Source organism: Variovorax sp. 05N34, from assembly GCF_056397405.1.
Genome location: NZ_JBFTNI010000004.1, coordinates 289,601 through 315,945, shown reverse-complemented (window position 1 = coordinate 315,945; position 26,345 = coordinate 289,601). Strand labels below are relative to the sequence as shown.

Sequence of the window (26,345 nt, the reverse complement as noted above, 5' to 3'; positions counted from 1 at the left end):
GTCATCGCAGTGCACGCACGAAAGCTGCGCAATCCGTGACCTCGGCCACGTTGCGCATGTCGGCCAGCGAAGTCTGGTGCCGCTCTTCGCCGAAGGCCGCGCAGCCGTCGGAGAGCACCAGCGTGCGGTAGTCGCGCATGTGCGCATCGCGCACCGTGCTGGCGACGCCGCCGTTCGTCACGATGCCGCAGACCGCCACGGTGTCGATGCCGGCGCGGCGGAGCACCCAGTCGAGCTGAGTGTTGAAGAAAGCCGAATAGGCCACCTTGCTGACCGTCACGTCGATCAGCCCCTTGAGGGCATCGACATTTGCCTGCCCCCAACTGCCGGGCGCGAAATCGCCTTTGCGGAGATACGGCCGCAGGGCCTTGAGGTGCGGCGACACCATCGGCTCGCCTTTGGCGTCGGGCCAGAGCGTGAACTGGCTCGCCACCACCATGCCGCCCACCGCCTTCAGCGCGCTTGCGACTTCGGCGACGCGCGCGGGCAAGAGCAGCGCAGGCGGATTGGTGTCACCGCCGCGCGCATAGGCCCCGTTCGGATCCAGGAAGTCGTTCTGCAGATCGATGATGACCAGCGCCGTCTTCGCCCCTGCGGTCGGTTCGCCGCTGCTCATGAAGGCCTCACCAGCAGGTTGCCGTGCGCATCGACCTCTCCATGGAAGCCGGGCTCCAGCCACACGGTCGTGTCCGCTTGTTCGAGGATCGCGGGTCCGTCGATGCGCGTCCCGACCGGCAAGTCGAGTCGTGCATAGCGCAGCGCGCCGTGCCATTGTTTGTGGTGGAACACGCGCTGCGTGCCGAGCGGCTCGATGCTGCCAGCACCTTCGGGCGCCAGCACCGCAAGATCGAACTTGGGCCGAACGCCGATGCGGGCATAGCGCAGGTTCATCACGCGGATCGGAATGCCGTCGAGCACACGGCCGAAGGCGGACGCATAAGCCGCCTCGAACGCCGCACGGATCGAAACGGTCGTCAGCGGCTTGCTGCGCGCATCGGGCAGTTCCACCGGCAGTGTGTGCGTCTGGCCCCCATAGAGCATGTCCAGCGCGACGATCTCGCGGACTTCGTCGAAGCGCACGCCCGACGAATCCAGCCGTCGCTGGCAGTTGGCCGCCAGTTCGTCGATGCGGCGTTGCAGTTCGCCCACGTCGAGTTCGGCAAGCGGTCGATTGATGGTCTGCACGGCGTCGTGGCGCATGTCCGCAATCACGCAACCCAGCGCGGACGTCACTCCCGGGTAGCGCGGCACGATGCCTGTGCCGACGCCGACCTCGCGCATCATGGCGCACACATGCAGGGCGCCGCCGCCACCGAAGGGCATGTAGGCAAAACGCCGTGGATCATGGCCGCGCTCGATCGACACCAGCCGTATCGCACCGGCCATGCGCGCATTCGCAACCGTCAGGATCGCCTCTGCTGCCGCGTACACGTCCAGACCCAGCGGTTGCGCCACATGCTCATCGATGGCTTGGCGTGACTTCTCGGCATCGAGCGCTGCAAGCAGGCCGCCACCCAGCGGCCGATCGGCTGCGATCCGGCCGAGCAGCACATTGGCATCCGTCACGGTCGGGCGCATGTTGCCCCGCCCATAGCAGGCCGGCCCAGGCACGCTGCCCGCTGACTCGGGGCCGACCTGAAGCATGCCGCTCGCATCGACGGATGCGATGGAACCACCGCCTGCGCCGATCGTCTCGATCTGGATCATCGGCGAGCGAATCACCATGCCGAATTCGATGGCCGTCTGCGCGGCCAGCGCGGCCTCGCCATTGGCGACCAGCGAGACGTCGAACGATGTCCCGCCCATGTCGCCCGTGATCGCATTCGGAAAGCCCGCCGCGCGCGCAATCGCCGCGCATGCAATCACGCCCGCCGCGGGGCCCGATAGCGCCGTGCGCACGGGCAAGTCGCTCGCCGTCTGGCGGGACATCACGCCGCCGTTGCTCTGCACCACCAGCAATTCGCCCGCGAAGCCCTGATCGCGCAGATCCGATTCAAGCCGGGAGAGATAGCTGCCCACCACAGGCTGCAGTGCGGCGTTGAGCGTTGCAGTCGAGCATCGCTCGAACTCGCGAATCTCCGGCAGCACTTCGCTGGCGGACGTCACATGCGCGTTGGGCCAGATCTCGCGCACGGCAGCCACTGCGAGCTTTTCGTTCTCCGGATTCGCGTAGGTATTGATGAAGAACACGCACACCGCCTCGCAGCCTTCGGACAACAACGCTCGCGCCTCTGCCCGAACCTGATCGAGATCGACAGGGGTATGCAGGGTGCCATCGGCAAGGACGCGCTCGTCGACCTCGCGCCGCAGGTCGCGTGGCACGACCGGCAGGAAGCTGCCGCGCAGGCCCCAGGTCTGAGGGCGGTCGCGGCGGCGCATTTCGAGCACATCGCGAAAGCCGCGCGTGGTGATGATGCCGGTGCGCGCGACCTTTCGTTCCAGCAGCGCGTTGGTGCCGACCGTGGTGCCATGCACGATGGTGGCAATGGCCGCAGCCGAGTCGGCCACGCGCGCCACACCGTTCATGAAGCCGCGTGCCTCTTCGCCGCGCGTGGACGGCACCTTGACGATACGCGCCGTGCCGCTCGCTTCGTCGAGCACGAAAAGATCAGTGAACGTGCCGCCGACGTCGACGCCCACGACAAGGGACTCGCTGGATTTGCCTGCGGGTGTCATTCGGAAGCTTTCTTCTGCGGAGAGATGGGGTTGGTCGCTGTGTCGTGGGTCACGTAGCCCATCGCTCGGTCCTGTTCACGCTGCTCAGGATGGCGCTCGGCCGCACGGCCCCAACCGCCTCCGCCGGGGGTTTCGAGCCGCACGCGTTCGCCGCGCGCGAGTTGGATTCCTCGCATCTTCGAAACCATGGGCGGCACATGCCAGGCACCTTCGTTTTCATAGCGAAAGACATTGACCGCGCCCGGCCCGCCGCCCGCGATGCCCTTCGGTGGCGAGGTGCCGCGTTCGCCGAAGACGAACACTTCGGCATCCTTTTCGAGCAGTTCGATTTCATAGACCGCGCCGAGCCCGCCCCGGTACTGACCGTCGCCGCCGGAGTCGGCGCGCAGCGACCATTCCGTGAAGCGCACCGGATATGCGGCTTCGAGAATTTCCAGCGGCGGAATCGTCGCGGTGGAAATCGGCGCGTTGCCGTGCGAAAGCCCGTCGCCGCCCGAGTGCCCACCGTGGCCGCCGCCGAAGAAGCTGAACATCACCCAGCGCTGGCCCTCGCGCCCCTTGTCGCTGCGATGTCCCGCGATCGAAAGCGCGTTGATGGTGCCGTAGGCTTGCGCCACGGCGCGCGTCGGATCGGCCTTGGCCGCGGCGCTGAAGATCACGTCGATCATGCGCAGGATGGTTTCGGTGTAGCCGCCGACTGGCCGCGGCCTCTCGGCGCTGATCACCAGCCGGTCGGGGATGACAAAGTCCACCGCATCGAGCACGCCCGCATTCGCCGGCACATCGGGGAAGAGATGCTTGAGCGCAACGTAGCAAGCCGCAATGGCGGTCGCGCGCGAGATGTTCACCGGCCCTGCGCACTGCGGCGAAGTGCGGGAGAAGTCGAGCAGCAGCCGGTCGCCTGCGACGGTCATGTCCAGCGCAATCGTCAGCGGGTCGTTGGTGATGCCGTCGTTGTCGAGCACGTCCTCGAAGCTGTAGCGGCCGTCGGGCAACGACGCAATGTGCGAGCGCATCAGACGCAATGCACGGCTGCGCAACTCACTCAGGGCCTCCAGCACGAGGTCATCGCCGTACTCGTCGAGCAGACCGTTGAGCCGCCGCGCGCCCAGTTCCAGCGCGGCGAGTTGGCCGTTGAGGTCGCCCCAGAGGCTGTCCGGCAGGCGCGTGTTGGCCTGCAGGATGGCGAGCACGTCACGATCGAGCTCGCCGCCGCGCACGATGCGCACCGGCGGAATCTGCACCGCCTCCTGCCAGCATTCGGTCGCGGCGGGGTTGTAGTTGCCGGGCACCGCGCCGCCGACATCGTGCCAATGCGCGGCCGAGGCCATGTGGCAATACAGCTTGCCATTGCGAAAGAAGGGCCGCACCAGCTTGAAGTCGTTGGCGTGCGTGCCGCCGTCGTAGGCGTCGTTGCTGATCCATATGTCGCCGTCTCGCATGCCGCCGCGCGGCTCGGCCGCCGCCATGGTCGCGCGCACCGCGAAAGCCATCGCACCGACGAACACCGGCAGCCCCGACTTGCCCTGCACGAGCGTGTCGCCCGTGGTGGCGTCATAGAGCCCATGGCAGGCGTCGTGCGCTTCGGCGATGATCGGATTGAACGCGCTGCGATAGAGCGTGGCGTCCATCTCGTCGGCCACCTGTTCGAGGCGGCCGCGCAGGACGGCGAGCGTGACGGGGTCGAGTGTGTCGTTCATGGTTCAGTCCACCTTGGCGCCGCTGGTCTTCACGACCTTGGCCCATTTGTCGATCTCGCGCTTGACGTGCGCGCTGAATTCCGCCTGCGTGGAGCCAACGGGCTCGGCGCCCAGCCCGGCGAGTTTCTCGCGCACGTCGGGCAGCTTCAGGATGCGCTGCACTTCCGCGGAGAGCTTGTCGACCACCGGCTGCGGCGTGCCCTTGGGCGCGAACAAGCCCGACCACGCATCGGCATAGAAGCCCGGGTAGGTTTCCGCGATGGTCGGCAGGTCCGGCAAGGCGGGCGCACGGTGCAGGCTGGTGAGCGCAATGGCGCGCAGCTTGCCGGCCTTGACATGCGGTAGCGCCGACGGCAAGCCGTCGACCATCATCTGCACCTGGCCCGCGAGCAGGTCGGCCACGGCCGGCGCGCTGCCTTTGTAGGGCACGTGCGTGATGTCGACGCCGGCCTCGGCCTTGAGCATCTCCATGCCGAGGTGCGCTGCCGTGCCGTTGCCGAGCGACGCGTAGTTGAGCTTGCCGGGCTCCTTCTTCGCAAGCGCCACGAGTTCGGCGAGGTTGTGGGCCGGCACCGACGGATGCACCACCAGCACGTTGGGCACCACCGCAACCTGGCTGATGGCGACGAAGTCGGTCACAGGGTCGTAGGGCATCTTGCTGTAGAGCGAGGTGTTGATGGCGTGCGAGCCGGTCACGCCCATCACCAGCGTGTAGCCGTCCGGCGCCGACTTGGCGACGAGGTCGGAGCCCACGTTGCCGCCCGCGCCCGCTCGGTTGTCGACCACCACCGGCTGTCCCCAGTGCTCGCTCATCTTCACCGCGACGAGGCGTGCCGCCGCGTCGGTGGCCCCGCCCGGTGGGAAGGGCACGACCAGCCGGATCGGCTTGTTCGGGAAGTCGCCCGCCTGCGCCGCCGCGAGGAGCGGCAGACAGATGAGCAGCGTGCTGGCAAGGTGGCGCAGAAGTTTCATGGTGGTGGGCAGGGAGAGTGGATCGGGTCAGGCGGCGAGCTGCCGCCACAGTGCGCCGAGAGGGGTGTCGGCGGAAGCGTCGAGCACGCCGTCGCAGAAGCGAGCGGCCAGCGGGCCGGCCACGCTGTGCGCGGCGTAGTGAGTGAACTTGGCGGCGAGCGCCGCGCGGTCGAGCGGGCTGGCGGCGTCGCCCGCGATGACGCCGACGGCTTCTTCGAACGTGCCGCCGTCGTGCGTCACCGTGAGCGTGGCGCCGCGCTGCTTGCGCGCGGTGAGTTCGGCATCGGGCTCCAGCACCACCAGCGCTTCGAGGCGGCGGAGCTCGGGGTCTTCAAAACGCGGCGCGGCGTAGAGCGACGGATCGACATCACCGAAGCACAGCATCCCTGCGATCCCGAACGACAGGCTGAACTGCGCCTGGATCGGCGTGCGCGGTGCGCGGTTGCCGCAATAGACGATGGCTTCCTCGTACACCTTCAGCACGATGCGACGGATGCCGGCGGTGCCGTGGACCAGTTGTTCGCGAATGCGGCGCGCGGCAGTCGCGCCATAGTGCACGTGACGCACGGCCGCGAAAGGCTTGAGGTAGGCGTCGCGCAGCAGCAGCATCGCCGCGTCCGGCAACGGCTGCGCAGCCGCGGCCGAATGCTCGAGCGCGTAGTGCGTCAGCGCACCGGCCGGTGCGTCGATCCCGGCCAGGCTCGCGAAGGCCGCTTGCAGCCCCAGCGATGCGCTGTGGCCGAGGTAGGTATTGCGTGCAGTGCGGCCCTCCCGCACCGGCAGGTAGAGGCTGGTCGCCAGTTGGCAGGCCGCGATGTCGACAGCCTGCATGATGTCTGCCGGGCGCAGGCCCAGCAGCCGCGCGACACCGGCAGCCACGCCGAGCGCGGGCCAGTTCGCGTCGACATGCATGCCGGGCAGGATGCGCAGCCACGCGCCGCAGCGCGCACCGATTTCGTAGCCGAGCACGAAGGCGTCGATGAACTCGCCAAGACTGGCTCCGCGCCGCAGCGCGAGCGGCAGCAGCGCCGCCACCAGCGGCACTCCGGGCCGGCCGTGCGCGAGCGCGTGGCCTTCGCAGGCTTCGTCCCAGGTCGCGGCCATGGCCACGACCTGCGCGGCGGACTGCACGCTCAGCAACCGGCCGCCGGGAAACGCAAAATCGCCCGGCTCGCAGGCGGCCAGCGCAGCTTCGAGGCGCCGAACTTCATCCGCATGCCGGCCAGCGAGCGCGCAGCCGACCGTATCGACGAGCAGGCGCCGAGCCTGCAACGCGGCCTCGGCCGCGGCCGGCTGCGCCGCATGCAACGCCACGGTGGCCTGCAGGACTGCGCGTTGCGGATCGTCGTCCTCAGTGCGCATCGACTTTCCTTCCGGCCGCCAACTGTTGGCGCAGCAGCCGCAGCAAGCCACCCGCATCGACCATGTCCATCAGGAATCCTGGAACCGGTTCACAGGCGAGCGTGCGCGCATCCGCGGTGCGCACGGCAGGCGTGCGGGTGTCGAGTTCGATGCGATCGCCGTCCTGCAGCGATTCGGCTTCGGCGCAGGTCAGCAGCAGCAGCCCGACATTGAACGCGTTGCGGAAATACAGCCCGCTGTAGGACGGGGCGATCACCGCAGCCACGCCGAGCTGAACCAGCACGGCAGCGGCCTGCTCCCGCGAAGAGCCGATGCCGAAGTTAGGGCCCGCCACGATCACGTCGCCCGGCCGCACCTCGCGGGCGAATTCGGGCCGGACCGATTCGAGGCAGTACTGCGCGATGCGGTCGATGCCGTGTTTCATCGCGTGGCCGGGCGCGAGCACGTCGGTGTCGATGTCGGCACCAAGGCGCCAGACGCGGTGCTTGGTTCCGGCGGTCATTGCAGCACCTCGCGAGGATCGGTCACTCGGCCACGCAAAGCCGCTGCAGCCACGGTGTAGGGCGAGGCCAGATAGACCTGCGCCGTCGGCGACCCCATGCGTCCCTTGAAGTTGCGGGCAGTGGTGGAGATGACAGTAATGTCGTCCCCCATCGGATCGCCGTAGCCCGAACAGGCGCCGCACGCGGTCGGAAACAGTTCGGCCCCGGCATCCATCAGCACCTGCAAGACACCCTCCTCGCGCGCCTGCTCCTGGTCACGAATACTGGCGGGCGCGACGATCAAGCGAACGCCCGAAGCAACCTTGTGCCCGCGCAGCACCTGCGCAGCGGCACGCAAGTCTTCGAGCTTCGCGCCGGTACATGCGCCGATGTAGGCCACATCGATGGGCGTATCGGCGTAGTGGCTCACGCCTTGCGAATTGGCCGGGCTGTGTGGCGCGGCAACATGCGGCTCCAGCGTGGCCGCGTCGAAACGATGACGCGTCAACTCGGCACCGTCGTCCGTGAACCAGGGCGCCATGTCCACTTCGGGCGCGCCGGCTTCCGCGAGAAAGGCGGCGGTGGTTGCATCGGGCGCGATCAGCCCGGCCTGGGCGCCGAGTTCGGCGCTCATGTTCGACAGCGTCATCCGCTCCTGCATCGACAGCGCCTTCACGCCCGGCCCGGCGAACTCGACCGCCTGGTAGCGCCCGCCGTTCATGCCGAAGCGGCCGATCATGTGCAGCATCATGTCCTTGGCCGTGACGCCAGGAGTCAATGCGCCATCCCACCACATCTGGATGGTCTCGGGCACGCGCAGCCAGATGCTGCCGGTGACCACCACGCCGAGCATCTCGGTACTGCCCACGCCGAACATGTAGGCCCCGAAGGCACCGCCCGTGGGCGAGTGCGAATCGCCGCCGACGCACAGCATGCCCGGCCGGATGTGGCCGTGCTGCGGCACCACCACGTGGCAGATGCCCTGGCTGTCGTAGACGTGAGGCAATTGCTGGTCGCGGGCCCAATCGCGTGCAATGCGCACGATGCGGCGCGAATCCTCGTCGCGCTCGGGCACGTAGTGGTCCATCACGAGCACGACGCGCGAGCGGTCCCATATCTGGGCGCCGAGTTCCTCGAGCATCGGCTGGAGCCTGCGCGGGCCCGAGGAATCGTGAAACATCGCCATGTCGACCGCGCAGGTCACGATCTCGCCCACGGCCACTTGCTCGCGTCCGCTCGCACGTGCGATGAGCTTCTGCGCCAATGTCCGGGCTGGAATTCGTTCGGATGCCATGGCGATCACTCCGGCTTGGCGCCCGAAAACTTCACGACTTTTGCCCAGCGCTTGATCTCGCTCTGCACGAAAGCGCCGAACTCTTCGGGCGAATTGCCGACGGGGATCGCGCCTTCGGCTTCCAGCCGACGCTGCATGTCAGGCTGCTTGATGGCATGCCGGGCCGCCTCGCTGATCTTCTTCACGACGTCCGGCGCCATGTGCGCCGGGCCGAAGAGGCCGAACCACGCGCTCGATTCGTACCCGGGCAACACTTCCGCGATGGCCTGGACATCGGGAAACGCGGGCAGCCGCTTGGCCGAAGTGACGCCCAGCGCCTTCAGCTTTCCGGCCTGGATATGCTGCTGCACATTGCCGACCGCCGCGAACATCAACTGCACCTGGCCGGCCAGCAGATCTTGCACGGCAGGCGCAGTACCGCGGTAAGGAATGTTCACGATGTCCACGCCCGACTGCATCTTGAAGGCTTCGCCTGCCATGTGCAGCGATGAACCCACGGAGCCGATCGCGAAGTTGAGTTCGCCCGGCTTGGCCTTGGCGAGCGCGATCAGCTCCTTCACGTTGTTCGCCTGCACCGACGGATGAGCGACCAGGATCGACGGCGACGTCGCAACGCAGGTCAGCGCGGTGAAGTCCTTGACCGGATCAAACGGCAGCTTCGGATAGAGCGTCGCGTTGATCGCATGGCTGGTGAAGCTCATCAACAGTGTGTTGCCATCGGGCGCGGCCTTGGCGACCGCCTCGGCGGCGATGTTGCCGCCGGCACCGGCGCGGTTCTCGACGATCACTGTCCTGTCGAGCGCCGGCCCCATGCTGGCGGCGAGTGTGCGGGCCAGTGTGTCGGTCGATCCGCCGGCAGGTGCGCCGACGAGGATTCGAACCGGCACCTTGCCCACCTGCGCGAGCGCGCCGCTTCCGAGTGCGGCGGCGACGGACGAAATCAGGATGTCTCTGCGTTTCACGATCTTCGTGCCTCCTTGTGCGTGAACGATGAACGATGTCTTGCGGCTCAAAGGCCGAGATAGGCGCGGCGCAGCTCGTCGCTGCCCAGCAAATCCTGCGGAAGGCCGGAGAACCGCACGCTGCCGTTTTCGAGCACGTAGGCGCGGTCCGCGATCTCCAGCGACTGGCCGACGTTCTGCTCGACCAGCAGCACGGCGAGCCCGCCGTCGCGAAGCTGGCGGATCAGCGAGAACATCTCTTCGACCAGCAAGGGCGACAAGCCCAATGAAGGCTCGTCGAGGATCAACAGCACCGGCTCCGCCATCAGGCCCCGGCCGATGGCGAGCATCTGCTGCTCGCCGCCGCTCATGGTGCCGGCGTGCTGCTTGATGCGCTCCTTCAGCCGCGGAAAGATGTCGAAGACCTTGTCGAGATTGGCAGCGCGGCGCTCGCGGGCGCGGGTGAACGAGCCGAGCTCGAGGTTCTCCAGCACGCTGAGGTTCGGGAAAACCTTCCGTCCCTCAGGCACCTGGATGAGCCCGGCCTTGACCACTTCGCGATAGTGCGCGCCACTCAGGTCGTGGCCGTCGAAGCGCACGGTGCCGCTCCAGGCGGGGCAAAGGCCGCAAACCATCTTGTTCAGCGTCGACTTGCCGGCCCCATTGCTGCCGAGCAGCGCGACCATCTCTCCGGCGTTGACCTGCAGATCCACGCCGCGCAGCACTTCGACGCGGCCATAGCCGCCGCGCAGCGCGCGAATATCGAGCAGCGACGTCATGCGGTGACTCCATGCACGGCATTGGCTGCCGCGGCCTTGCGCAGCCGCGCCGCGGTGCCGTGGCCCAGATAAGCCTCGACCACCTTGTCGTTCGAAGTCACCTGTGCGGGGCTGCCTTCTGCGATGAGTTGCCCTTGCGCGAGCACCCAGACATGCGAGGCGAGATTCATCACGGCCTGCATCACGTGCTCGATCATCAGCACGGTCACTCCGCCCTCGGCAATGCCGCGCACCACCGGCATCATCTCCGCGATCTCTTGGGGGTTGAGGCCCGCGAGTACCTCGTCGAGCAGCAGCAGTCGCGGCTGCGTCGCCAGGGCGCGCGCCAGTTCGAGACGCTTGCGACCCGCGACCGTGAGATCGGACGCCGGCTTGTCGAGTTGGGCGCCCAGGCCCACCCGGTGCGCGACCTCTTCCGCGCGCCGCAACGCTTCGGTCCGGTTGCGCACGTGCAGGTGAGCGCCAACGGCGATGTTCTCGCGCACCGTCTGTGCCGCGAAAGGCTTGACGATCTGGAATGTGCGCGTCATGCCGAGCAGCGCGTTCCGATGCGGATCGCGGCCAGTGATGTCCTGCCCCGCGAAAAGAACGGTGCCGGAGTCGGGCTTGAGGAAGCCCGACATGAGTGCGAACAACGTGGTTTTGCCTGCGCCGTTCGGGCCGATCAGGGCACTGAGGCTTCCCTCACGGACTGCGAGGCTCACGTCCTGCACCGCCTTCAAACCACCGAAGGATCGCGAAATGCCACTCAGGGCCAGCAAAGGCTCAGTCATGACGGCTCCCCTTCCCTGCCCACAATTGACGCACCGACAGCCCCATGCCGGCGATTCCGCGCGGCAGGAAGATCACGATCAACACCAGCACCGTGCCGTAAATGACCATGTTGATCCCCGGCAATTCGCCGAAGAGATTGCGCGTGAAGTCCGACAGCACATGCAGCACCGCCGCGCCGAGCACCGGCCCCCAGAGCGTGCCCATGCCGCCGACGATCGCCGCCACCAGCGCTTCGACCGACGTGCCTGAACCGTAGGCAATGCCCGGATCGATGTACTGGAACACCTGCACGTAGAACGCACCCGCAGCGCCCATGAACGCACCGGAGATGCCGATGGCCGCCAGCTTGACGCGGAACGGATCGACACCGACCGCGCGCGCCGCATCCTCGTTGTCGCGAACCGCCTGCAGGTAGGCGCCGAAGCGGCCGTTGCGCAGCCACCAGGTCACCAGCAACGCGGCCGTCACGAAGGCGAGCACGACCCAGAGGTAGCCACTGCGCGATGCGAACTGAAGGTTGGCCGCCGATTCCCGCAACGGGACCATCAGGCCGACGCCGCCCCCGGTGAAAGGAACCGACGACGCCAGGATGCGAAACACTTCGGCGAACGCCAACGTGACGAGCGCAAAGTAGGAGCCCTTGAGCCCGTATCGGAAAGTGAGCGCGCCCACGAAGAGCCCCACCAGCGCACTGCCCAGTACCGCCATCGGCAGTGCGGCCCAGGCATTGACGCCGCCCTGCAGTTGCGCAATCGCCTGGATATACGCACCCGTTCCGAAGAAGAGCGCATGCCCGAACGAGAACTGCCCGCCGAAGCCGCCGAGGATGTTCCAGGCCTGCGCGATCAGGGTCGCATAGAGCGCCATCATCACGAAGTTGAGTGCCACGCCCGACGAAGTCACCAGCGGGATGCACGCGACGACCACGGTGAAAAGCGCGATGCCGCCCAACTGGCGAAAACCCGCAGCGGATACGTTGGTGCCGCTCATGCCTTGGCTCCGAACATGCCTTCAGGGCGGAACAGCACCACACCGATGAAGATCGCGAAGATGCCGATCTGCCCCAGCGATTCACCGAGGTAAAGACCGCCCAACGATTCGACGATCCCGACAAGAAACCCACCGATGAGCGCACCGACAAAACTGCCCATGCCGCCCAGCACCACGATGGTGAAGGCCACAAGCACGAAGCCGCTGCCGACTTGCGGATTCACGTAGTAGGCCGGCAGCAGAAAGCACGCCGCGGCACCGAGGCAGGCCAAGCCGATGCCGAAGCTCACCGCATAGACATGGTCGACATCGATGCCCATGAGCTTGGCGCCCTCTTTCTCCTTCGCGACCGCACGGATGGCCCGCCCGAGATCGGTGCGGCCCATGATCCAGAACAGCACCGCCGACACCACCAGCGCCCCTGCGAAGGCCACCAGCTTGGGCACGGCGATCATCGCGGGGCCGATCGCCACCGTACTCAGCGAATACGCGGTGTCGATATTGCGCGTGTCCGACTTGAAGAAGATCAGCGCAAGGTTCTCCATCACGATCGCGATGCCGAGCGTCGCGAGCAGGATGTTCTCGTCCTTGCCGTGTCCGGCGCGGTTGATGACGATGCGCTGCAGCGCATAGCCGAGCGCGAACATGCCCGGCACCACAATCGGCAACGCCAGGTAAGGGTCGATGCCCCAGTTTTCCTTGAGGAAGTAAACCGCGTAGAGCGCCAGCATCAGGCAGGCGCCGTGCGCGAAGTTGATGATGTGCAAGACGCCGTAGATCAGCGTGAGCCCCAGCGCGATCAAGGCGTAGACCGCGCCGGTCGTCAGGCCGTTGAGCACCGACGGAAAAAGAATGCCGAAGTCGAGCATCTTGCCTCGTCTTCTTCAGGCCGAGCGCAGCGGGAACAAGGGCTCCACTTCGCGGAACTCGCGCGGGATGATGACCTTGATGTCGTTCTTCACGACCTGCGTCATGAGCGGTTGTGCCCCTCCGTTCTGGCCATTGACGAATTGGGTCGGGCCGTACGGCATGATGTGATTGGAGAAGGTGCTCTTCTCCAGCGCGTCGATGATCGCGGCGCGGTCGCTCGACTTGGCACGCTCGAGCGCATCGGCCAGCAGCCCCATCGCGGTGTAGGTCATGAAGACCTCGTAGCTGAAGAACTGGCCCTTGGCCTCGACGCGCTTGCGCAATTCCTGCGAGCGCTTGTCCTTCGGGTTGAACCAGTGGTTGCAATCGATGATGCCGTTGGCCGCTTCCGGAAATTCCTTGACGAACTTGTAGCTCGATGCGGCACCGCCCAGCACCGAGAAGATCGCCTTGGGCTGCACTTTCTGCTGCTGCATCGTGCGCACCAGCAACGCGTATTCGTTGTAATAGTTGGCCGGTATGACGATGTCCGGATTGATGGACTTCATGCGCAGCACGATGTTGTTGAAGTCCCGTGTCGGGTTCGCGTGCTTCACGACTTCCTTCACCTCGAACCCGTAGCCCGGCAGTTCGCGCGAGAGCAACTGGGCCGTGCCGGTGCCGAAGAGCGAGTCTTCGTGAATGATCATCACCGTCTTGGCCGGATTGCCCGCAGCCTTGTTGAGCACCAGCAGATTCGCCATCGCCACTTCGGTCGACTTCTTGTAGCCCGGGCCGAAGCGGAAGGTGTTCTTCAGGCCGCGCTCGACGATCTGGTCGGCCACGCCGACGTCCACCACGTGCGGAAGGTTGTATTTGGCAGCCGCTTGCGTGGTCGCCAGGCAGATGGCGGACGCGAAGGCGCCGACGATGGCCGAAACGCCGGCTTCGTTCATCTTCTCGACTTCGGCCGCGCCGGCCTGCGGCTGCGATTGCGCGTCGCCGAGCATCGCTTCGAGCTTGGCGCCACCCAGCGACTTGATGCCGCCGGCCTGGTTGATGTCCTCGATCGCCATCAGCGCGCCGAGCCGGCATTGCTGGCCCGAATAGGCGAGCGCGCCCGTGACCGGGTGCAACACGCCGACGCGCACGGGCTTGGGCTGCGCGCCCCCCACGAGCGGAAACGCAAGCGACGTGCCGAGGGCGGCGGTCTGCGACAGAAAGCGGCGGCGGTTTTCCATGGGGACTCCTCGTTGGTTAAATGAATTGCGCGGAAAGCTCTTTGCTGACCCACACCTTGGCATCGATGCCGCCGACGCGGGACAACTGCATCTCGTAGGTGTAGCGATCGGGCCGGTAGAGCCCGTGCAGCCACTGCACGGGCCGCTCGTTGGCGTCGTAGACGAGCCGCCGGACGGCCAGCAGCGCGGAGCCGACGGATACGTCCAGGTGCTGGGCCAGCGTGGCGTCGGCCAGCTTGGCGCTGATGGTCTGGTGCGCACGCCCGACCTGCACGCCGGCCTCTTCGAGCAGCACCAGGATCGGCTTGCGCGCCAGCTCGCGGCGGCCGAACTGGCGCGCGACTTCGGCGGGCACGTACGTGGTGATGTGCGAAAGCGGGCCTTCGCGTGTCGATCGCACGCGCACCGCCTTCTGCACGGCATCGCCCAGATTCAGCTGCAGTGCGGCAGCGACGCTCGCCGAAGCCGTGACGGTCTGCACATCGATCACCTTGACCGAAGTTCGCAGCCCCATGCTGACGAGGTTTTCGAGCAGGCCGCCCAAGTTGGCCCGTTGCACGCTGATGCCCTGGCCGCCCTCGCCCATTGACGGCGTCGCCGTGCGGATCGGTCGCGTGCCGCGCCCAGGCTCGCGCGAAATCAGGCCATCGGCAGCCATCTTCTCGAGGGCCCGCCGCACGGTGACGCGCGCGACACCGAATTCCTCCATCAGCGCGAACTCGCCCGGCAAGCCGTCGGCGAAGCGCCCCTCAGCGAGCTGCTCGCACAACAGCAGATAGATCTGGTGGTACTTCGGCAGTGGCATCTGGGACATGGGCCCCAATCGTCACGGCGTTCCTTTGTTCCGTCAATAGGACATTTGCAGCCGAACTGTCTGCCAGCGCAGCCGCGGCCTCGCGCCCCGTTCGGGCAAACCCTTAGCGGAGCGGGAAGCGCCTGAGCATGCTTCGGCCGAGCGACGTGATCTCGTTGACGACGGCCGGCGGCTGCTGGTAGCCCTCCAGCGTGCGAATCGGTTTGGGAATGCTCGCCCTTACGTGGCCGGCAAGGCTCAGCACGCGAACGGCGTCGACCTGCGCGCCGGACGTGACGGCTACGGGCAGCTCCTGCGCTGCCAGGCGATGAAGAAGATGCATGGGCACGGACGGAGTATGCCTGCGCGCCGTGCGCTTTCCGGCTTCTTCAGAGCGCTTGCGCGTTCGTGAAAACCGGTGCGCGGCGCTCCATGTTGGCGCGCACGGCTTCGCCCTGGTTCGGGCTGCCGATCAGCGCCTTCTGCTCCACGGACTCGGCGAGCAGAAGGTCCGCGGCGCTGTGGCTCATGGCCGCGTTGAGCAGGCGCTTGCCTGCACGAATCGCATCGGGGCTCTTCCGGGCGATCTCGTGTGCCATTTCGAGCGCCTCTGCCAGCGGGTCGGCCGCCACGCGTGTGGCAAGGCCGAGCCGCACCGCTTCTTCGCCGGAGAAGATACGGCCGGTGAAGGTGAGTTCGCGCAGGACGTCGTTGCGGGCCAGCTCGCGCATCAGCACCATGCCGCCCATGTCCGGCACCAGGCCCCACTTGATTTCCATCACGGACATGCGGGTGTCCGCCGCGACCAGCCTCAGGTCGGCGCCCAGCGCCACTTGCAAGCCGCCCCCGAAGGCGACGCCGTGCACCGCCGCAATCACCGGGACCGGCACGTCGCGCCAGACCATGGCGACGTACTGCGCGGCGTTGGAGATGCCGTGCGTTCGCTCGATCAGGTCCTTGCCGGCGGAGGATTCACCCACGATGCCGCCGCCTTGCCCTTGCATCTTTGCAAAGGATTCCATGTCGAGCCCTGCGCAGAACGCCTTGCCCCGGCCGGCGATGACCACGGCGCGCACGCTGGTGTCGTCCCGCAGGCGGCTGCCAGCGTCGATGAGCGCGTCGAACATTGCCGGGTCGAGCGCGTTCATCTTGTCGGCGCGGGCCATGTGCAGTTCGACGACGCCGTCGGCGTGGCAGATGGATTCGATGCGATCGTTCATGGGGAAGTCTCCTGGGTTTTGCCTGAGGTTTTGCCTGAAGTATGGGCGCTCGGCGATGATCGCGGTGTCGCTCAGCCAACAGTTCTGCCATGCCTTTCGATCGTCGCCGGTTCCTCCAGTCGGGCGCTGCAGCCGCCGTTGTTTCGCTGCTTGGCGAAGCACGCGCCTCGGCGCCATCGGGCGATGGCCGGCTGGGTTTCACCGCGGTGGAGGCCACGTTGCGCGATGCCGTGACCGTGCCGCCTGAATACGAGGCGCAGGTGCTTTATCCCTGGGGCGCGCCGACCGGCATCGCCGGCTCCATGCCGGCGTTTGCGCCCGACGCCTCCAACAGCGCCGCCGATCAGGCAGTGCAGGCGGGCATGCATCACGACGGAATGCACTTCTTCGCGCTCGAAGGCCGCACCGATCGCGGGCTGCTCGTGATGAACCACGAGTACACCGACGACCAGTTGCTCCACACCGAGGGCGCGCAGCCATGGACGGCCGAGAAAGTGCGCAAGTCGCTGCATGCGATGGGCGTGTCGGTGATCGAGGTCGAGCTCACGCCCGCAGGCTGGCGCCAGGTGCTGCCGTCGCGCTATGCCAGGCGCGTGCACGGCGCGACGTCCATGCGCATCGCCGGGCCGGCGGCGGGTGCTCCGCTGATGCGCACCGACTACAACGCCGGGGGCGATCGCGTGTCCGGCACCTTCGCCAACTGCGCAATGGGCGTCACGCCCTGGGGCACCTACCTGACTTGCGAGGAAAACTTCCAGGCCTACTTCGGCGGGCCGAAGGCGTCGGCAAATCGGGCCACGCCAGCGCAGCGACGCTACGGAACCATGAGCGGAAACTCATGGACCGAGTATTGGCGTTTCGAAGAGCGCTTCGATCTCACGCGCCATCCCAACGAGGCCAACCGCTTCGGCTGGGTGGTGGAAATCGACCCGTTCGATCCGACCTCCACGCCTGTCAAGCGCACCGCCCTGGGCCGCAAGCACCAGGAAAGCGCAACCTGCACGGTGACGAAGGACGGCCGGGTCGCCGTGTACATGGGCGACGACTCGGCCTTCGAATACATCTACAAGTTCGTGAGCCGCGATAAGGTGCGCCCTGGCGGCAGCGCGGCAAACAGCCGCTTGCTCGATGAAGGCAGCCTCTACGTCGCGCGTTTCGACCCCGAAGGGCGCGGTCGTTGGCTTGAACTGCGGCACGGCGCCAACGGCATCGACCGGGAGAGCGGTTTCGCCGATCAGGCCGAGGTTCTGGTCCACGCGCGGCTTGCAGGCGACATCGTCGGCGCGACGAAGATGGACCGCCCCGAATGGATCGCTGTGCATCCGGCCAGCGGCGAGGTGTACGTCACCCTCACCCACAACACCCAACGAGGCCGCCCTGGCCAGCCAGCGCCCGACGCCGCCAACCCGCGCGCGAACAACATCTTCGGCGGCATCCTGCGCTGGCGCGAAGACGGCCACGATGCCGCCAGTACGACCTTCGCCTGGGACCATTTCGCGCTGGCGGGCGATCCCGAAGTGCCCGGTGCCGGCGCACGCTACCCCAACGATGACGCGGATATCTTCGGCTGCCCTGACGGACTGCACTTTGACGCCGGCGGCCTGCTGTGGATACAGACCGACATGGGTGGCCGCACCATCGGCAAGGGACCGATGGCCGCGTTCGGCAACAACCAGATGCTCTGCGCCGATCCTGCGAGCGGGCGCATCAAGCGCTTCCTCATCGGCCCGGGCGGCTGCGAAATCACAGGCTGCGTCGTGACACCTGACCGCCGCAGCCTCTTCGTCAACGTCCAGCATCCGGGCGAGACACGCCTGGCCGGCAGCAACGTGCCCAACAGCGCCTGGCCCGATGGCGCCGCGCCCGGCAGCGCGCGTCCCAGGTCGGCCACGGTGGTGGTGCGGCGGCGGGACGGCGGTATCGTCGGCACCTGAGGAGAAAAAAATGGCCATCCGAATCGTCAGGCTCGGTACTGAGCGCGCACCCGGCGAGGGTCTTCGAATCGGCACCGTGCGCCGCCCGCCGCGCGGCGTGCCGAAGACTGAATTTGCCTCCCACAACTGGTATGACGTCTGGTACCCCAATCTCGCGCCTTCGGTGGAGACGATGAAGATGGCGCAAGCTGCCCAGGCTTCAGGGGTGCCGGCGCAGTGGGCCGCGTTCGGCCGCAAGTTCAAGAGTGAAATGGCCGAGCCGGACGCGAGCCGCAGTCTGGACCTGCTCGCAGCGCTGTCGCATCAGACCAACCTGTCCGTCGGCTGCTATTGCGAGGACGAGGCGCATTGCCATCGGTCGTTCCTGCGCGCGCTGCTGGCGGAGCGCGGCGCGGACATCGCGGGCTAGCCGCCCAGGCTGCGCATTCGCCTTCAGCGCGTTGCCCTGGCGATGCCCTGCGCGGCCGAGCGCAGCTTGTCCAACTGCTGCAAGGCCTCCGGGAGCGACATGCGGACCGCCGGAGCCTGCAGCGCGACGGCGCATCGCACATGTCCGCGCGGCTCATCGCGCACCGGCACCGCGACGCACACCAGCCCTTCGATGAATTCCTCGGCGTCGACCGAGTGGCCTTCGCGGCGGATGCGGTCGAGTTCGCCTTCCAGTGCCTCGCGTGTGCAAAGCGTGTGAGGCGTATGGCGCTGGTAATGAAGCCCATCGAGGAGCCGATCCCGCTGCACACGGGGCAGGTTCGCCAGAAACAGCTTGCCGCTGGCAGAGCAATGCAGCGGCACGCGCGATCCGGGCCGAAGATCGAGCCGCAGGGGAAACGCCGTCTCCACCCGATCGAGATAGATCACTTCCGCACCCGACAAGGCCGTGAGATTGCAGGTCTCGCCCACGTCTGCGACGAGTTGCCGCAGGACTGCATGGCGCACGCCCGTGGCGGTGCTTCCGCGAAGCACGGTTTCAGCAAAGCGCATCAGCCGTGGCGTGATGGCGTAGCGGCGCCCGTCGCTGCCCCGCGCGAGCAAACCGCCTTGTTCGAGTTGCTGGAGCATGCGGTGCACGGAAGGCTTGGGCTGGCCGCTGATGCGAACGACATCGCTGAGCGCCTGGGGCTCGCCCTCGCCGGCCACGAGTTCGAGCAACTGGAGCAGGCGCAGGCCCGGCGTGGCGGCCGACTCGGCTTCTTCCCCGGGCGCGGGGGCGGAATGATCCATGAAAAATCCCTGACAAATCTCAAAATACGAGACGAATGTTCGAATTAATTCGAGATTTTGACTGAACCTCGCTAAGCTGCAAGCCCTAAACGAACGGGCACACGCATTTTTCGCTTCCCCGCTTTTTTTGGTCTTTCGTTGTTCGTCTTTCCTTTCCCGCGAGCCATCCCTGTGTCTGCACCCGTGCCTACTCATCAGCAAATCGCCTTGATCGGCGCCGGCCCTTCGGGACTCGCCGGCGCACGCAACCTGCAAAAGCTGGGCATCCCGTTTCAGGGTTTCGAGTCTTACGAAGACGTGGGCGGCCTATGGAACATCGACAACCCACGCAGCACGGTCTACCAATCGGCGCACTTGATCTCGTCGAAGCGAACCACTGAGTTCGCTGAATTTCCGATGGCGGACACCGTGGCCGACTATCCGAGCCATGCCGAACTGCGACGCTATTTCAGCGACTTTGCCGATCACTTCGACCTGCGGCAGCACTTTCGCTTCGGCACCAAGGTGATCCGTGTCGAGCCCGTGACCGAAACTGCCTCGACACTGTGGCGCGTGAGTGTCGACGCGGGCGATGGCCGCATCGACACTGCCGATTACAAGGGCGTGATCATCGCCAACGGCACGCTGTCCGAGCCGAGCATGCCGCGCTTCGAGGGGCGCTTCAACGGCCAACTCCTCCACACGTCGGCCTACAAGCATGCGAGCCTCTTCAAGGACCAACGCGTGCTGGTGGTCGGCGCCGGTAACAGCGGCTGCGACATCGCGGTCGACGCCGTGCACTACGCCAGGAGCGTCGACATCTCGGTGCGGCGCGGCTACTACTTCGTGCCCAAGTACATCTTCGGCAAGCCGGCGGACACGCTCGGGGGCAAGCGCCCGTTGCCGGCGTGGATCAAGCAACGAATGGACGCCAAGGTGCTGCAGTGGTTCACCGGCGACCCGGTGCGGTTCGGGTTTCCGAAACCGGACTACCGCATGTATGAATCGCACCCGGTGGTCAACTCGCTGGTGCTGCATCACATCGGCCACGGCGACATCGGCGTCAGGGCCGACATCGCGCGGCTCGACGGCGACACGGTGCGCTTCAAGGATGGCAGCGCTCGCGACTATGACATCGTCCTTTGCGCGACCGGCTACAAGCTGCACTACCCCTTCATCGATCGCGCATGGCTCAACTGGCAAGGCATGGCGCCGCGCCTGTACCTGAACATCTTCGCGCCGGGATTCGACAACCTGGCAGTGCTCGGAATGATCGAGGCGAGCGGCATCGGCTGGCAGGGCCGCTATGAGCAGGCCGAACTCGTGGCCCGTTATTTCAAGGCGCAATCGCAGGGGAGCCCCAAAGCGATTGCGCTCAAGCAGGCCAAGGCAGGGCCGAGCCCGGATCTCTCCGGTGGCTACAAATACCTGAAGCTCGAGCGCATGGCGTACTACGTCCACAAGGACAGCTACCGCCGCGCGGTGCGCGAAGCCTCGGCGGCACTGGCGTAATCCGGACGAACCGCCGATGCTCCCCGTCGACGAGGTGCGCCTCAACTTCAATCCTGCGTCGCTGATGCTGCTGAATGCGGTGCTCGGCTTCCTGATGTTCGGCATCGCGCTCGACACGCGGGTCGCCGATTTCAAGCGCGTGCTGCGCATGCCCGTGGCCATGGCGAGCGGCATCGCGGCGCAATTCATCGTGCTGCCCGCAGTGACCTACGGTTTGACGCTGCTTCTCAAGCCGTCGCCGAGCATTGCGCTCGGCATGATCCTGGTCGCCTGCTGTCCGCCGGGGAATGTGTCGAACATCCTCACGCATCGGGCAGGCGGCAATGTGGCCCTTTCCGTTTCGATGACGGCCATCTCGAACCTGATCGCGATCATCGTGATGCCTCTGAACTTCGCCTTCTGGGGCGGGATGCATGAGACGGCGGCGCCGCTGCTGAAGACCATCGCGCTCGATCCCCTGGACATGGTCCTGCACATCGTGTCGATCATCGGCGCACCCTTCTTGATAGGACTCGCATTCGGACACTGGCTGCCACGGCTTACCGAGCGCATCAAGAAATCGGTGCGGATCATCAGCTTCGTGTGCCTCATCGGATTCATCGCCGCGGCGGTGGCCGGCAACTGGCGCTATTTCCTCGACTATGTGGGCCTGGTGCTGCTCGCCGTCGTGCTGCACGATACCCTGGCGTTCGGCACGGGCTATGCCTGTGCGACGGCTGCAGGTGTTTCGGAACACGACCGCCGCGCCATCACCTTCGAGGTCGGCATCCGCAACTCGGGCCTGGGCCTGGTGCTGATCTTCAGCTTCTTCGGCGGACTCGGCGGCATGGCGGTCGTCGCTGGGGTCTGGGGCATCTGGGATATCGTCGCGGGCCTTGCGCTCGCCGCCTGGTGGGCGCGTCGCCCCCTGTCTACTGTGGCCGCGCGCTCGGCCTGAATCTGAATCGATCCATGGAAGTCTCCCAGCCCATCGCGGTACGGCGCGTGCTCGTCACCGGCGCCGACGGTTTTCTCGGCCGCACGGTGATTGCCGCGCTTGCAAAACTGCCCGACATCCAGCACGTGGTCGCGCTGGATGTCCGCGAAGTGCCAAAGCCGCGCCAGGTGCCTGGCGTGGTCTATGCCGTGCAGGACGTGCGCGCGCCGCAGATCAGCACCATGCTCGGCGAACACGCGATCGACACGGTCGTCCATCTCGCCTCGATCGTGACGCCGGGGCCCGACAGCACACGGCAGTTCGAGTATTCGGTGGACGTGCTGGGCACCCGCAACGTGCTCGAAGCCTGCATTGCCAATGGCGTCGGGCACATCGTCGTGTCCTCCAGCGGCGCCGCCTACGGCTACCACGCGGACAACCCCGCATGGATCGACGAAGACACGGCGCTGCGCGGCAATCACGCCTTCGCCTATGCGCACCACAAGCGGCTGGTCGAAGAGATGCTCGCCGCCTATCGCACTTCGCATCCGGCGCTGTGCCAGACGGTGCTTCGCATCGGCACGATCCTGGGCGCGAGCGTGCGCAACCAGATCACCGCGCTGTTCGAAAAGCCGCGCATCCTCGCGATCCGCGGCAGCGACAGCCCCTTCGTCTTCATCTGGGACGAGGACGTCACCGGCTGCGTGGTCCACGCGATCACCACCGGCCGCGCAGGCTGCTTCAACGTGGCCGGCGATGGTGCGCTCACCCTGCCGCAGATCGCTTCGATCCTGCACAAGCCGATGCTGGTGCTGCCGGCGCCGTTGCTGCGGCTCGCACTTTCGATCGGATCGCGACTGGGCATCACGCGCTATGGACCCGAGCAACTGGACTTCCTGCGCTACAGGCCCGTCTTGTGCAATGCACGGCTGAAATCCGAATTCGGCTATGTGCCTCGCAAGACGAGCCTGGAAGCCTTCCTTGCCTTCAAGGCCGCACGCACGGCGCACGAGCAGGCACAGCGGCAGGTCAGCGCATGACCGCCGCTGCCGGACTCAGCCGCGGCGACTTCGGACGCGCCCTGGGCGTGGTGCTGATCTGGGGCGTGAACTTCGTCGCCATGAAGATCGGGCTGCGGGACTTGAACCCTATGCTGCTGGGCGCACTGCGCTTCGGCGCGGCGTCGTTGCCGCTCTTCATGTTCGTGCGCCGCCCGCCCCTGCCGTGGCGCTACTTCATCGCCTACGGACTCGCGCAAGGGCTGGGTCAGTTCGGACTTCTGTTCCTGGGATTGCAGTTGGGCATGACTGCGGGCATGGCCTCCGTCGTGATGCAGACGCAAGCCTTCTTCACGCTGCTGCTGGCGGCGCCTCTGCTGGGCGAAAAGGCAAGGGCCAGCCAATGGCTCGGCCTCGGCGTCGCGCTTGCGGGACTTCTGCTGATCGCTGCCGCGCACGGAGAAGGTCCGGGCCAGATGACCTTGATCGGCTTCGTGCTCACGCTGTCGGCTGCATTGATGTGGGCGACATCAAACATCGTGGTGCGTTTCGCGGTGCGCGCGGCACCGGGCTACGATCCCTTCGGCTTCATCGTGTGGAGCAGCCTGGTGCCGATCATTCCTTTCTTGCTGCTTGCAGCGGCAATGAGCAGTCCGTCGACCGTGGTGCACCAACTCGCCGGCCTCGATGTGCCCGCAGTGCTCTCGGTGCTGTTCCTCGCATGGTTTGCAACCCTGCTGGCCTACACGATGTGGACGCGCCTCCTGCAGCGCCACCCGGCAGGCCGTGTCGTGCCGTTCTCGCTGCTGGTGCCGGTCGTCGGGCTGGCCGCTGCTGCCATCAGCTTCGGCGAGCATCCGAGCCCGGCGCAGTGGATCGGCACGGCAGGCGTGCTGCTGGGACTGGTGATCAACCAGGGATTGGCGACGCGCCTGTTCGGCCGGTTGCGAGGCCCCCGCCCTGCCTGAAGATGCCTCGCAAGGCGAACGCTAGCGCTGCGCCTTGTCCTTCTGGTTCTGCGCCTCGATGCGTTCCCGCGCCGATTGCCAGTCGGCATCGCTCCACTGCCTCAACTCGTAGAAGTTGCCACCGGTCGCGAGCGCGTTGCCGCCGTCCATCATGATGCTCTGGCCGGTCAGCCAATCGCACTGGCCGCGCGCCATCAGGAACGCAGCGAGGTTCTGCAGTTCACTCATTCGGCCAGTGCGCGCCATCGGGCTGTGCGCCTTGCTGCGTGCGCCGGGCTCTTCACCGGGGTTCAGGCGCTTGCTCATGCCTTCGGTCGGGATCTCGCCAGGGCCGACGGCGTTGAGCCGAATGCCGTAGCGCGCCCACTCGACGGCCAGTGATTTCGTCATCACCTCGATTCCCGCCTTGCTCATTGCCGACGGCACGACATAGGGGCTGCCGTTGTCGACCCAGGTCACGATGATGCTCATCACGCTGCGGTACGGATCGCCGGCCTTCCACTTGCCTTCCTTCGCTTCGGCAACCCAGCGCTTGCCCACGGCTTGGGTGACATAGAAACTGCCATGAAAAACGATGTTCGCGACCGCATCGAAGGCGCGCGGCGAAAGAGCCTCGGTCGGCGAGACGAAGTTGCCCGCCGCGTTGTTGATGAGCCCCGTCAGCCCGCCGGACTGCCAGAGGCTCTCGACCATCTCGTCCACCGCCTGCGCATTGCGGATGTCGACGCCGAAGGTGTCGATGCGCCGCCCCGGAAACTGCGTGCGCCATTCGGCGGCGGTTTCTTCGCAGACGCTCTGCCGTCGGCCGCAGATCGCCACGTCGGCGCCGAGACCCAGAAAGCGCTCGGCCATGGCGCGGCCAAGGCCCGTGCCGCCGCCGGTCACCAGAATGCGCTGGCCGGCCATGAGATCGGACTGGTACATGCGTGTCTCCTTAGGGATTGAATCGAAACGGGCTGTGCCACGCGCATCGTAGAGCGGACGCGACAAGCCGGTAAGCTCCAATGCGACATCACCAAGGCTTGCCGAGGACCCATCAAGGATCAATCCATGTCCAACAACTCGTCCCCCGAATCCCCCGAATCCCCCGAAGCCTTCGCGCCGCTGGCCGGCGTTCGCGTGCTGAGCCTTGCGCTCAACCTCCCCGGGCCGGCCGCGCTGATGCGGTGCCGCGCGATGGGCGCCACCTGCACCAAGCTCGAGCCTCCATCGGGCGATCCGATGGGCCACTACAACCCCACGGCCTATGCGGCGATGCATGAAGGCGTCTCGGTCGAAGTCGCCGACCTCAAGACCGAAGCCGGGCAGCAACACCTGCACGCGGCGCTCGAGAACACCGACGTCCTGCTCACATCGTTCAGGCCCTCCGCGCTCGCCAAGCTCGGATTGGCCTGGACCACGCTTCACGCACGCCATCCGCGGCTGTCGCAGGTCGCGATCGTCGGCGCCCCGGGAGATCGCGCCGAAGAGCCCGGTCACGACCTCACCTACCTCGCTGAAAGCGGCCTGGTCACCGGCACCGAGTTGCCGCCGACGCTGTACGCCGACATGGGCGGCGCGCTCCTGGCGAGCGAGGCCGTGCTGAAATCCGCATTGCGCGCCGGCGGCCCGCACGCGCCGGGAATCTGCCTGGAAGTGGCCCTCAACGCCGCTGCCGATTGGCTGGCGCTGCCGCACACCTGGGGGCTGACGAAGCCGACTGGCGCGGTCGGCGGCGCTCACGCTGGCTATCGCGTCTATCGCTGCGCCGACGGACGCGTAGCCGTCGCCGCGCTCGAACCGCACTTCGCGGCACGCTTGAGCGAAGCCGCCGGGCTGCCCGCTTCGTCCGACATGGCCGCCGCCGAAACGCTCCAAGCCATTACCCGCTGGATCGGCTCCCGCACGCGCGCCGACCTCGAAACCATGGCGCGCGAACGCGATGTTCCGCTGCTCACCCTGGCCGATTGATACCGCAACAGAATTGATACAGAAATTCGCCGTGCTGGCACTCTGGGCGGCCCTTCCCGGGTGACGCGGCAGTGTAGACTGCTCGGTTTTTCCAATTGGCAGCATGGTGCAAGTGCAAGTGTCCCGGCGCACAGGTTTCACCGGCTCGGCGCTCACTCGCTTGCTCGCTCGACTGACCGACATCGACGTTCCTGAATCCCGACAAGCCTTCGCGGATCGATTGAGTCATTGGGTCAGCTGGACCRACGCCATCTCGCTCTCCGCAGTGCTCAATGGTGCTCCCGCGGCAGGGCCTGCGGCAGCCTCCAGATCGTCCAGCGCCGAAGAAGCCGAATGCGCCCGCATTCGCGCGTCGTTGGTCAGTGCGATCACTGAAGGCGGCGCAAGCGGGGCCGACTTCCCACCGTACAAGCAGCGGTATCTCTCAAGGCAGCAGGCCATGGAAGTCGCGATCGGCCCTTTGCGCGGCCGTCTGCGCGCCAAGCTGGCAGCCAGGTCACCGGCACTCTCCCGGCTCGCCGCCGTGGACGCCGTCATGGAGCAAGCCCTGGATCCACACGAGCACCGCTTGCTGGCAACGGTGCCGGGACTGCTCGAAAAGCACTTCAAGCGCTTGCGACAGTTTGCACAGTCACAGGCACAGGCGCCGGTTTCCGAGGACGAAGCGCAGCCAGACGCATGGCAGGACGCCTTCCGCAAGAACATGCAGGCCGTGCTGCTCGCCGAACTGGAAATTCGATTTCAACCGATCGAAGGGCTGCTGGAAGCCCTTCGATCGAGCTAACCAAGCCGAC

General features: G+C 66.4%; 26 protein-coding genes. 8 read left to right on the top strand and 18 right to left on the bottom strand.

All coding sequences use genetic code 11. From position 1 onward, the window contains the following. Position 1: 1 nt before the first annotated feature. The 16 genes from AC1DMA_RS13415 to AC1DMA_RS13340 all read right to left on the bottom strand — a co-directional run bounded on the left by AC1DMA_RS13415 (position 2) and on the right by AC1DMA_RS13340 (position 16,073). A complete protein-coding gene (locus tag AC1DMA_RS13415) occupies positions 2 to 616 on the bottom strand; it encodes a cysteine hydrolase family protein (RefSeq protein ID WP_478144485.1) in 615 nt (204 codons plus the stop codon). Next, entirely contained in the window at positions 613 to 2,676 is a 2,064-nt protein-coding gene (locus AC1DMA_RS13410; RefSeq protein WP_478144483.1) for a hydantoinase/oxoprolinase family protein, read from the bottom strand. The genes AC1DMA_RS13415 and AC1DMA_RS13410 overlap by 4 nt, the downstream gene beginning before the upstream one ends. Next, positions 2,673 to 4,376: a hydantoinase B/oxoprolinase family protein gene (locus AC1DMA_RS13405; RefSeq protein ID WP_478144482.1), complete on the bottom strand. Its 1,704-nt coding sequence runs from the start codon at positions 4,374 to 4,376 to the stop codon at positions 2,673 to 2,675. The genes AC1DMA_RS13410 and AC1DMA_RS13405 overlap by 4 nt, the downstream gene beginning before the upstream one ends. A 3-nt stretch (positions 4,377 to 4,379) precedes the next feature. Beyond that, on the bottom strand, positions 4,380 to 5,348 hold the full coding sequence (locus AC1DMA_RS13400) for a Bug family tripartite tricarboxylate transporter substrate binding protein (RefSeq protein WP_478144481.1): 969 nt from the start codon (positions 5,346 to 5,348) through the stop codon (positions 4,380 to 4,382). Positions 5,349 to 5,375: 27 nt separating this feature from the next. Continuing rightward, a complete protein-coding gene (locus AC1DMA_RS13395) occupies positions 5,376 to 6,710 on the bottom strand; it encodes an MmgE/PrpD family protein (RefSeq protein ID WP_478144480.1) in 1,335 nt (444 codons plus the stop codon). Further along, complete coding sequence (locus AC1DMA_RS13390) at positions 6,700 to 7,212, bottom strand: LeuD/DmdB family oxidoreductase small subunit (protein WP_478144479.1); 513 nt, start codon at positions 7,210 to 7,212, stop codon at positions 6,700 to 6,702. Before AC1DMA_RS13390 ends, AC1DMA_RS13395 begins: the two co-directional genes overlap by 11 nt. Beyond that, positions 7,209 to 8,486 carry a 3-isopropylmalate dehydratase large subunit gene (locus AC1DMA_RS13385; protein WP_478144478.1) on the bottom strand — a complete coding sequence of 426 codons (1,278 nt, stop codon included), beginning with the start codon at positions 8,484 to 8,486 and terminating at the stop codon, positions 7,209 to 7,211. The genes AC1DMA_RS13390 and AC1DMA_RS13385 overlap by 4 nt, the downstream gene beginning before the upstream one ends. 5 nt (positions 8,487 to 8,491) lie before the next feature. Beyond that, positions 8,492 to 9,448, bottom strand: a complete 957-nt coding sequence (locus tag AC1DMA_RS13380) for a tripartite tricarboxylate transporter substrate binding protein (protein ID WP_478144477.1) — start codon at positions 9,446 to 9,448, stop codon at positions 8,492 to 8,494. Positions 9,449 to 9,495: 47 nt separating this feature from the next. Further along, a complete protein-coding gene (locus tag AC1DMA_RS13375; protein WP_478123692.1) occupies positions 9,496 to 10,206 on the bottom strand; it encodes an ABC transporter ATP-binding protein in 711 nt (236 codons plus the stop codon). After that, the gene (locus AC1DMA_RS13370) at positions 10,203 to 10,979 is read right to left on the bottom strand and encodes an ABC transporter ATP-binding protein (RefSeq protein WP_478144476.1); all 777 of its coding nucleotides are present in this window, start codon (positions 10,977 to 10,979) and stop codon (positions 10,203 to 10,205) included. The genes AC1DMA_RS13375 and AC1DMA_RS13370 overlap by 4 nt, the downstream gene beginning before the upstream one ends. Continuing rightward, positions 10,972 to 11,970 (bottom strand): branched-chain amino acid ABC transporter permease, encoded by a 999-nt coding sequence (locus AC1DMA_RS13365; protein ID WP_478144475.1) that lies wholly within the window; start codon positions 11,968 to 11,970, stop codon positions 10,972 to 10,974. Before AC1DMA_RS13365 ends, AC1DMA_RS13370 begins: the two co-directional genes overlap by 8 nt. Beyond that, the gene (locus AC1DMA_RS13360; protein ID WP_478144474.1) at positions 11,967 to 12,839 is read right to left on the bottom strand and encodes a branched-chain amino acid ABC transporter permease; all 873 of its coding nucleotides are present in this window, start codon (positions 12,837 to 12,839) and stop codon (positions 11,967 to 11,969) included. The genes AC1DMA_RS13365 and AC1DMA_RS13360 overlap by 4 nt, the downstream gene beginning before the upstream one ends. Positions 12,840 to 12,854: 15 nt before the next feature. Next, positions 12,855 to 14,060: an ABC transporter substrate-binding protein gene (locus AC1DMA_RS13355; protein WP_478144473.1), complete on the bottom strand. Its 1,206-nt coding sequence runs from the start codon at positions 14,058 to 14,060 to the stop codon at positions 12,855 to 12,857. Between the two features lie 16 nt (positions 14,061 to 14,076). After that, positions 14,077 to 14,865: a GntR family transcriptional regulator gene (locus AC1DMA_RS13350; protein ID WP_478144651.1), complete on the bottom strand. Its 789-nt coding sequence runs from the start codon at positions 14,863 to 14,865 to the stop codon at positions 14,077 to 14,079. Positions 14,866 to 14,977: 112 nt separating this feature from the next. Further along, positions 14,978 to 15,202 carry a hypothetical protein gene (locus tag AC1DMA_RS13345; protein WP_478123697.1) on the bottom strand — a complete coding sequence of 75 codons (225 nt, stop codon included), beginning with the start codon at positions 15,200 to 15,202 and terminating at the stop codon, positions 14,978 to 14,980. Between the two features lie 40 nt (positions 15,203 to 15,242). Beyond that, on the bottom strand, positions 15,243 to 16,073 hold the full coding sequence (locus tag AC1DMA_RS13340; RefSeq protein WP_478144472.1) for a crotonase/enoyl-CoA hydratase family protein: 831 nt from the start codon (positions 16,071 to 16,073) through the stop codon (positions 15,243 to 15,245). An 89-nt stretch (positions 16,074 to 16,162) separates the two neighbouring features. On the opposite strand from AC1DMA_RS13340, the gene AC1DMA_RS13335 reads away from it, so the two are divergent. Beyond that, positions 16,163 to 18,007 (top strand): PhoX family protein, encoded by a 1,845-nt coding sequence (locus tag AC1DMA_RS13335; protein ID WP_478144471.1) that lies wholly within the window; start codon positions 16,163 to 16,165, stop codon positions 18,005 to 18,007. Positions 18,008 to 18,017: 10 nt separating this feature from the next. After that, entirely contained in the window at positions 18,018 to 18,416 is a 399-nt protein-coding gene (locus tag AC1DMA_RS13330; protein ID WP_478144470.1) for a DUF488 domain-containing protein, read from the top strand. A 23-nt stretch (positions 18,417 to 18,439) separates the two neighbouring features. Here AC1DMA_RS13330 and AC1DMA_RS13325 read toward each other — a convergent pair whose 3' ends face one another. Further along, positions 18,440 to 19,228 (bottom strand): IclR family transcriptional regulator, encoded by a 789-nt coding sequence (locus AC1DMA_RS13325; protein WP_478144469.1) that lies wholly within the window; start codon positions 19,226 to 19,228, stop codon positions 18,440 to 18,442. A 171-nt stretch (positions 19,229 to 19,399) separates the two neighbouring features. Here AC1DMA_RS13325 and AC1DMA_RS13320 point away from each other — a divergent pair, with 171 nt between their 5' ends. From AC1DMA_RS13320 to AC1DMA_RS13305, 4 genes are read left to right on the top strand one after another with little or no spacing between them, the layout of a single operon-like run. Continuing rightward, positions 19,400 to 20,719 carry a flavin-containing monooxygenase gene (locus AC1DMA_RS13320; RefSeq protein WP_478144468.1) on the top strand — a complete coding sequence of 440 codons (1,320 nt, stop codon included), beginning with the start codon at positions 19,400 to 19,402 and terminating at the stop codon, positions 20,717 to 20,719. A 16-nt stretch (positions 20,720 to 20,735) separates the two neighbouring features. Next, positions 20,736 to 21,656 carry a bile acid:sodium symporter family protein gene (locus AC1DMA_RS13315; RefSeq protein ID WP_478144467.1) on the top strand — a complete coding sequence of 307 codons (921 nt, stop codon included), beginning with the start codon at positions 20,736 to 20,738 and terminating at the stop codon, positions 21,654 to 21,656. A 14-nt stretch (positions 21,657 to 21,670) separates the two neighbouring features. Next, the gene (locus tag AC1DMA_RS13310) at positions 21,671 to 22,675 is read left to right on the top strand and encodes an SDR family oxidoreductase (RefSeq protein WP_478144466.1); all 1,005 of its coding nucleotides are present in this window, start codon (positions 21,671 to 21,673) and stop codon (positions 22,673 to 22,675) included. Beyond that, complete coding sequence (locus tag AC1DMA_RS13305) at positions 22,672 to 23,601, top strand: EamA family transporter (protein WP_478144465.1); 930 nt, start codon at positions 22,672 to 22,674, stop codon at positions 23,599 to 23,601. Before AC1DMA_RS13310 ends, AC1DMA_RS13305 begins: the two co-directional genes overlap by 4 nt. Positions 23,602 to 23,622: 21 nt before the next feature. Here AC1DMA_RS13305 and AC1DMA_RS13300 read toward each other — a convergent pair whose 3' ends face one another. Then, the gene (locus tag AC1DMA_RS13300) at positions 23,623 to 24,525 is read right to left on the bottom strand and encodes an SDR family oxidoreductase (protein WP_478144464.1); all 903 of its coding nucleotides are present in this window, start codon (positions 24,523 to 24,525) and stop codon (positions 23,623 to 23,625) included. 126 nt (positions 24,526 to 24,651) lie between these two features. On the opposite strand from AC1DMA_RS13300, the gene AC1DMA_RS13295 reads away from it, so the two are divergent. Together AC1DMA_RS13295 and AC1DMA_RS13290 are read left to right on the top strand one after the other, a co-directional pair. Further along, positions 24,652 to 25,551, top strand: coding sequence for a CoA transferase (locus AC1DMA_RS13295; protein WP_478144463.1), 900 nt, complete (start codon positions 24,652 to 24,654; stop codon positions 25,549 to 25,551). 103 nt (positions 25,552 to 25,654) lie between these two features. Then, positions 25,655 to 26,335: a DUF3348 domain-containing protein gene (locus AC1DMA_RS13290; RefSeq protein WP_478144462.1), complete on the top strand. Its 681-nt coding sequence runs from the start codon at positions 25,655 to 25,657 to the stop codon at positions 26,333 to 26,335. Positions 26,336 to 26,345: the final 10 nt, after the last annotated feature.

Coding starts and splice junctions, on each gene's coding strand:
- AC1DMA_RS13340 (WP_478144472.1), bottom strand. CDS start 16,073: ATGAACGATCGCATCGAATCCATCTGCCACGCCGACGGCGTCGTCGAA.
- AC1DMA_RS13350 (WP_478144651.1), bottom strand. CDS start 14,865: ATGCCACTGCCGAAGTACCACCAGATCTATCTGCTGTTGTGCGAGCAG.
- AC1DMA_RS13375 (WP_478123692.1), bottom strand. CDS start 10,206: ATGACGTCGCTGCTCGATATTCGCGCGCTGCGCGGCGGCTATGGCCGC.
- AC1DMA_RS13390 (WP_478144479.1), bottom strand. CDS start 7,212: ATGACCGCCGGAACCAAGCACCGCGTCTGGCGCCTTGGTGCCGACATC.
- AC1DMA_RS13400 (WP_478144481.1), bottom strand. CDS start 5,348: ATGAAACTTCTGCGCCACCTTGCCAGCACGCTGCTCATCTGTCTGCCG.
- AC1DMA_RS13305 (WP_478144465.1), top strand. CDS start 22,672: ATGACCGCCGCTGCCGGACTCAGCCGCGGCGACTTCGGACGCGCCCTG.
- AC1DMA_RS13395 (WP_478144480.1), bottom strand. CDS start 6,710: ATGCGCACTGAGGACGACGATCCGCAACGCGCAGTCCTGCAGGCCACC.
- AC1DMA_RS13405 (WP_478144482.1), bottom strand. CDS start 4,376: ATGAACGACACACTCGACCCCGTCACGCTCGCCGTCCTGCGCGGCCGC.
- AC1DMA_RS13415 (WP_478144485.1), bottom strand. CDS start 616: ATGAGCAGCGGCGAACCGACCGCAGGGGCGAAGACGGCGCTGGTCATC.
- AC1DMA_RS13385 (WP_478144478.1), bottom strand. CDS start 8,486: ATGGCATCCGAACGAATTCCAGCCCGGACATTGGCGCAGAAGCTCATC.
- AC1DMA_RS13300 (WP_478144464.1), bottom strand. CDS start 24,525: ATGTACCAGTCCGATCTCATGGCCGGCCAGCGCATTCTGGTGACCGGC.
- AC1DMA_RS13355 (WP_478144473.1), bottom strand. CDS start 14,060: ATGGAAAACCGCCGCCGCTTTCTGTCGCAGACCGCCGCCCTCGGCACG.
- AC1DMA_RS13325 (WP_478144469.1), bottom strand. CDS start 19,228: ATGGATCATTCCGCCCCCGCGCCCGGGGAAGAAGCCGAGTCGGCCGCC.
- AC1DMA_RS13360 (WP_478144474.1), bottom strand. CDS start 12,839: ATGCTCGACTTCGGCATTCTTTTTCCGTCGGTGCTCAACGGCCTGACG.
- AC1DMA_RS13410 (WP_478144483.1), bottom strand. CDS start 2,676: ATGACACCCGCAGGCAAATCCAGCGAGTCCCTTGTCGTGGGCGTCGAC.
- AC1DMA_RS13330 (WP_478144470.1), top strand. CDS start 18,018: ATGGCCATCCGAATCGTCAGGCTCGGTACTGAGCGCGCACCCGGCGAG.
- AC1DMA_RS13370 (WP_478144476.1), bottom strand. CDS start 10,979: ATGACTGAGCCTTTGCTGGCCCTGAGTGGCATTTCGCGATCCTTCGGT.
- AC1DMA_RS13335 (WP_478144471.1), top strand. CDS start 16,163: ATGCCTTTCGATCGTCGCCGGTTCCTCCAGTCGGGCGCTGCAGCCGCC.
- AC1DMA_RS13295 (WP_478144463.1), top strand. CDS start 24,652: ATGTCCAACAACTCGTCCCCCGAATCCCCCGAATCCCCCGAAGCCTTC.
- AC1DMA_RS13310 (WP_478144466.1), top strand. CDS start 21,671: ATGGAAGTCTCCCAGCCCATCGCGGTACGGCGCGTGCTCGTCACCGGC.
- AC1DMA_RS13315 (WP_478144467.1), top strand. CDS start 20,736: ATGCTCCCCGTCGACGAGGTGCGCCTCAACTTCAATCCTGCGTCGCTG.
- AC1DMA_RS13365 (WP_478144475.1), bottom strand. CDS start 11,970: ATGAGCGGCACCAACGTATCCGCTGCGGGTTTTCGCCAGTTGGGCGGC.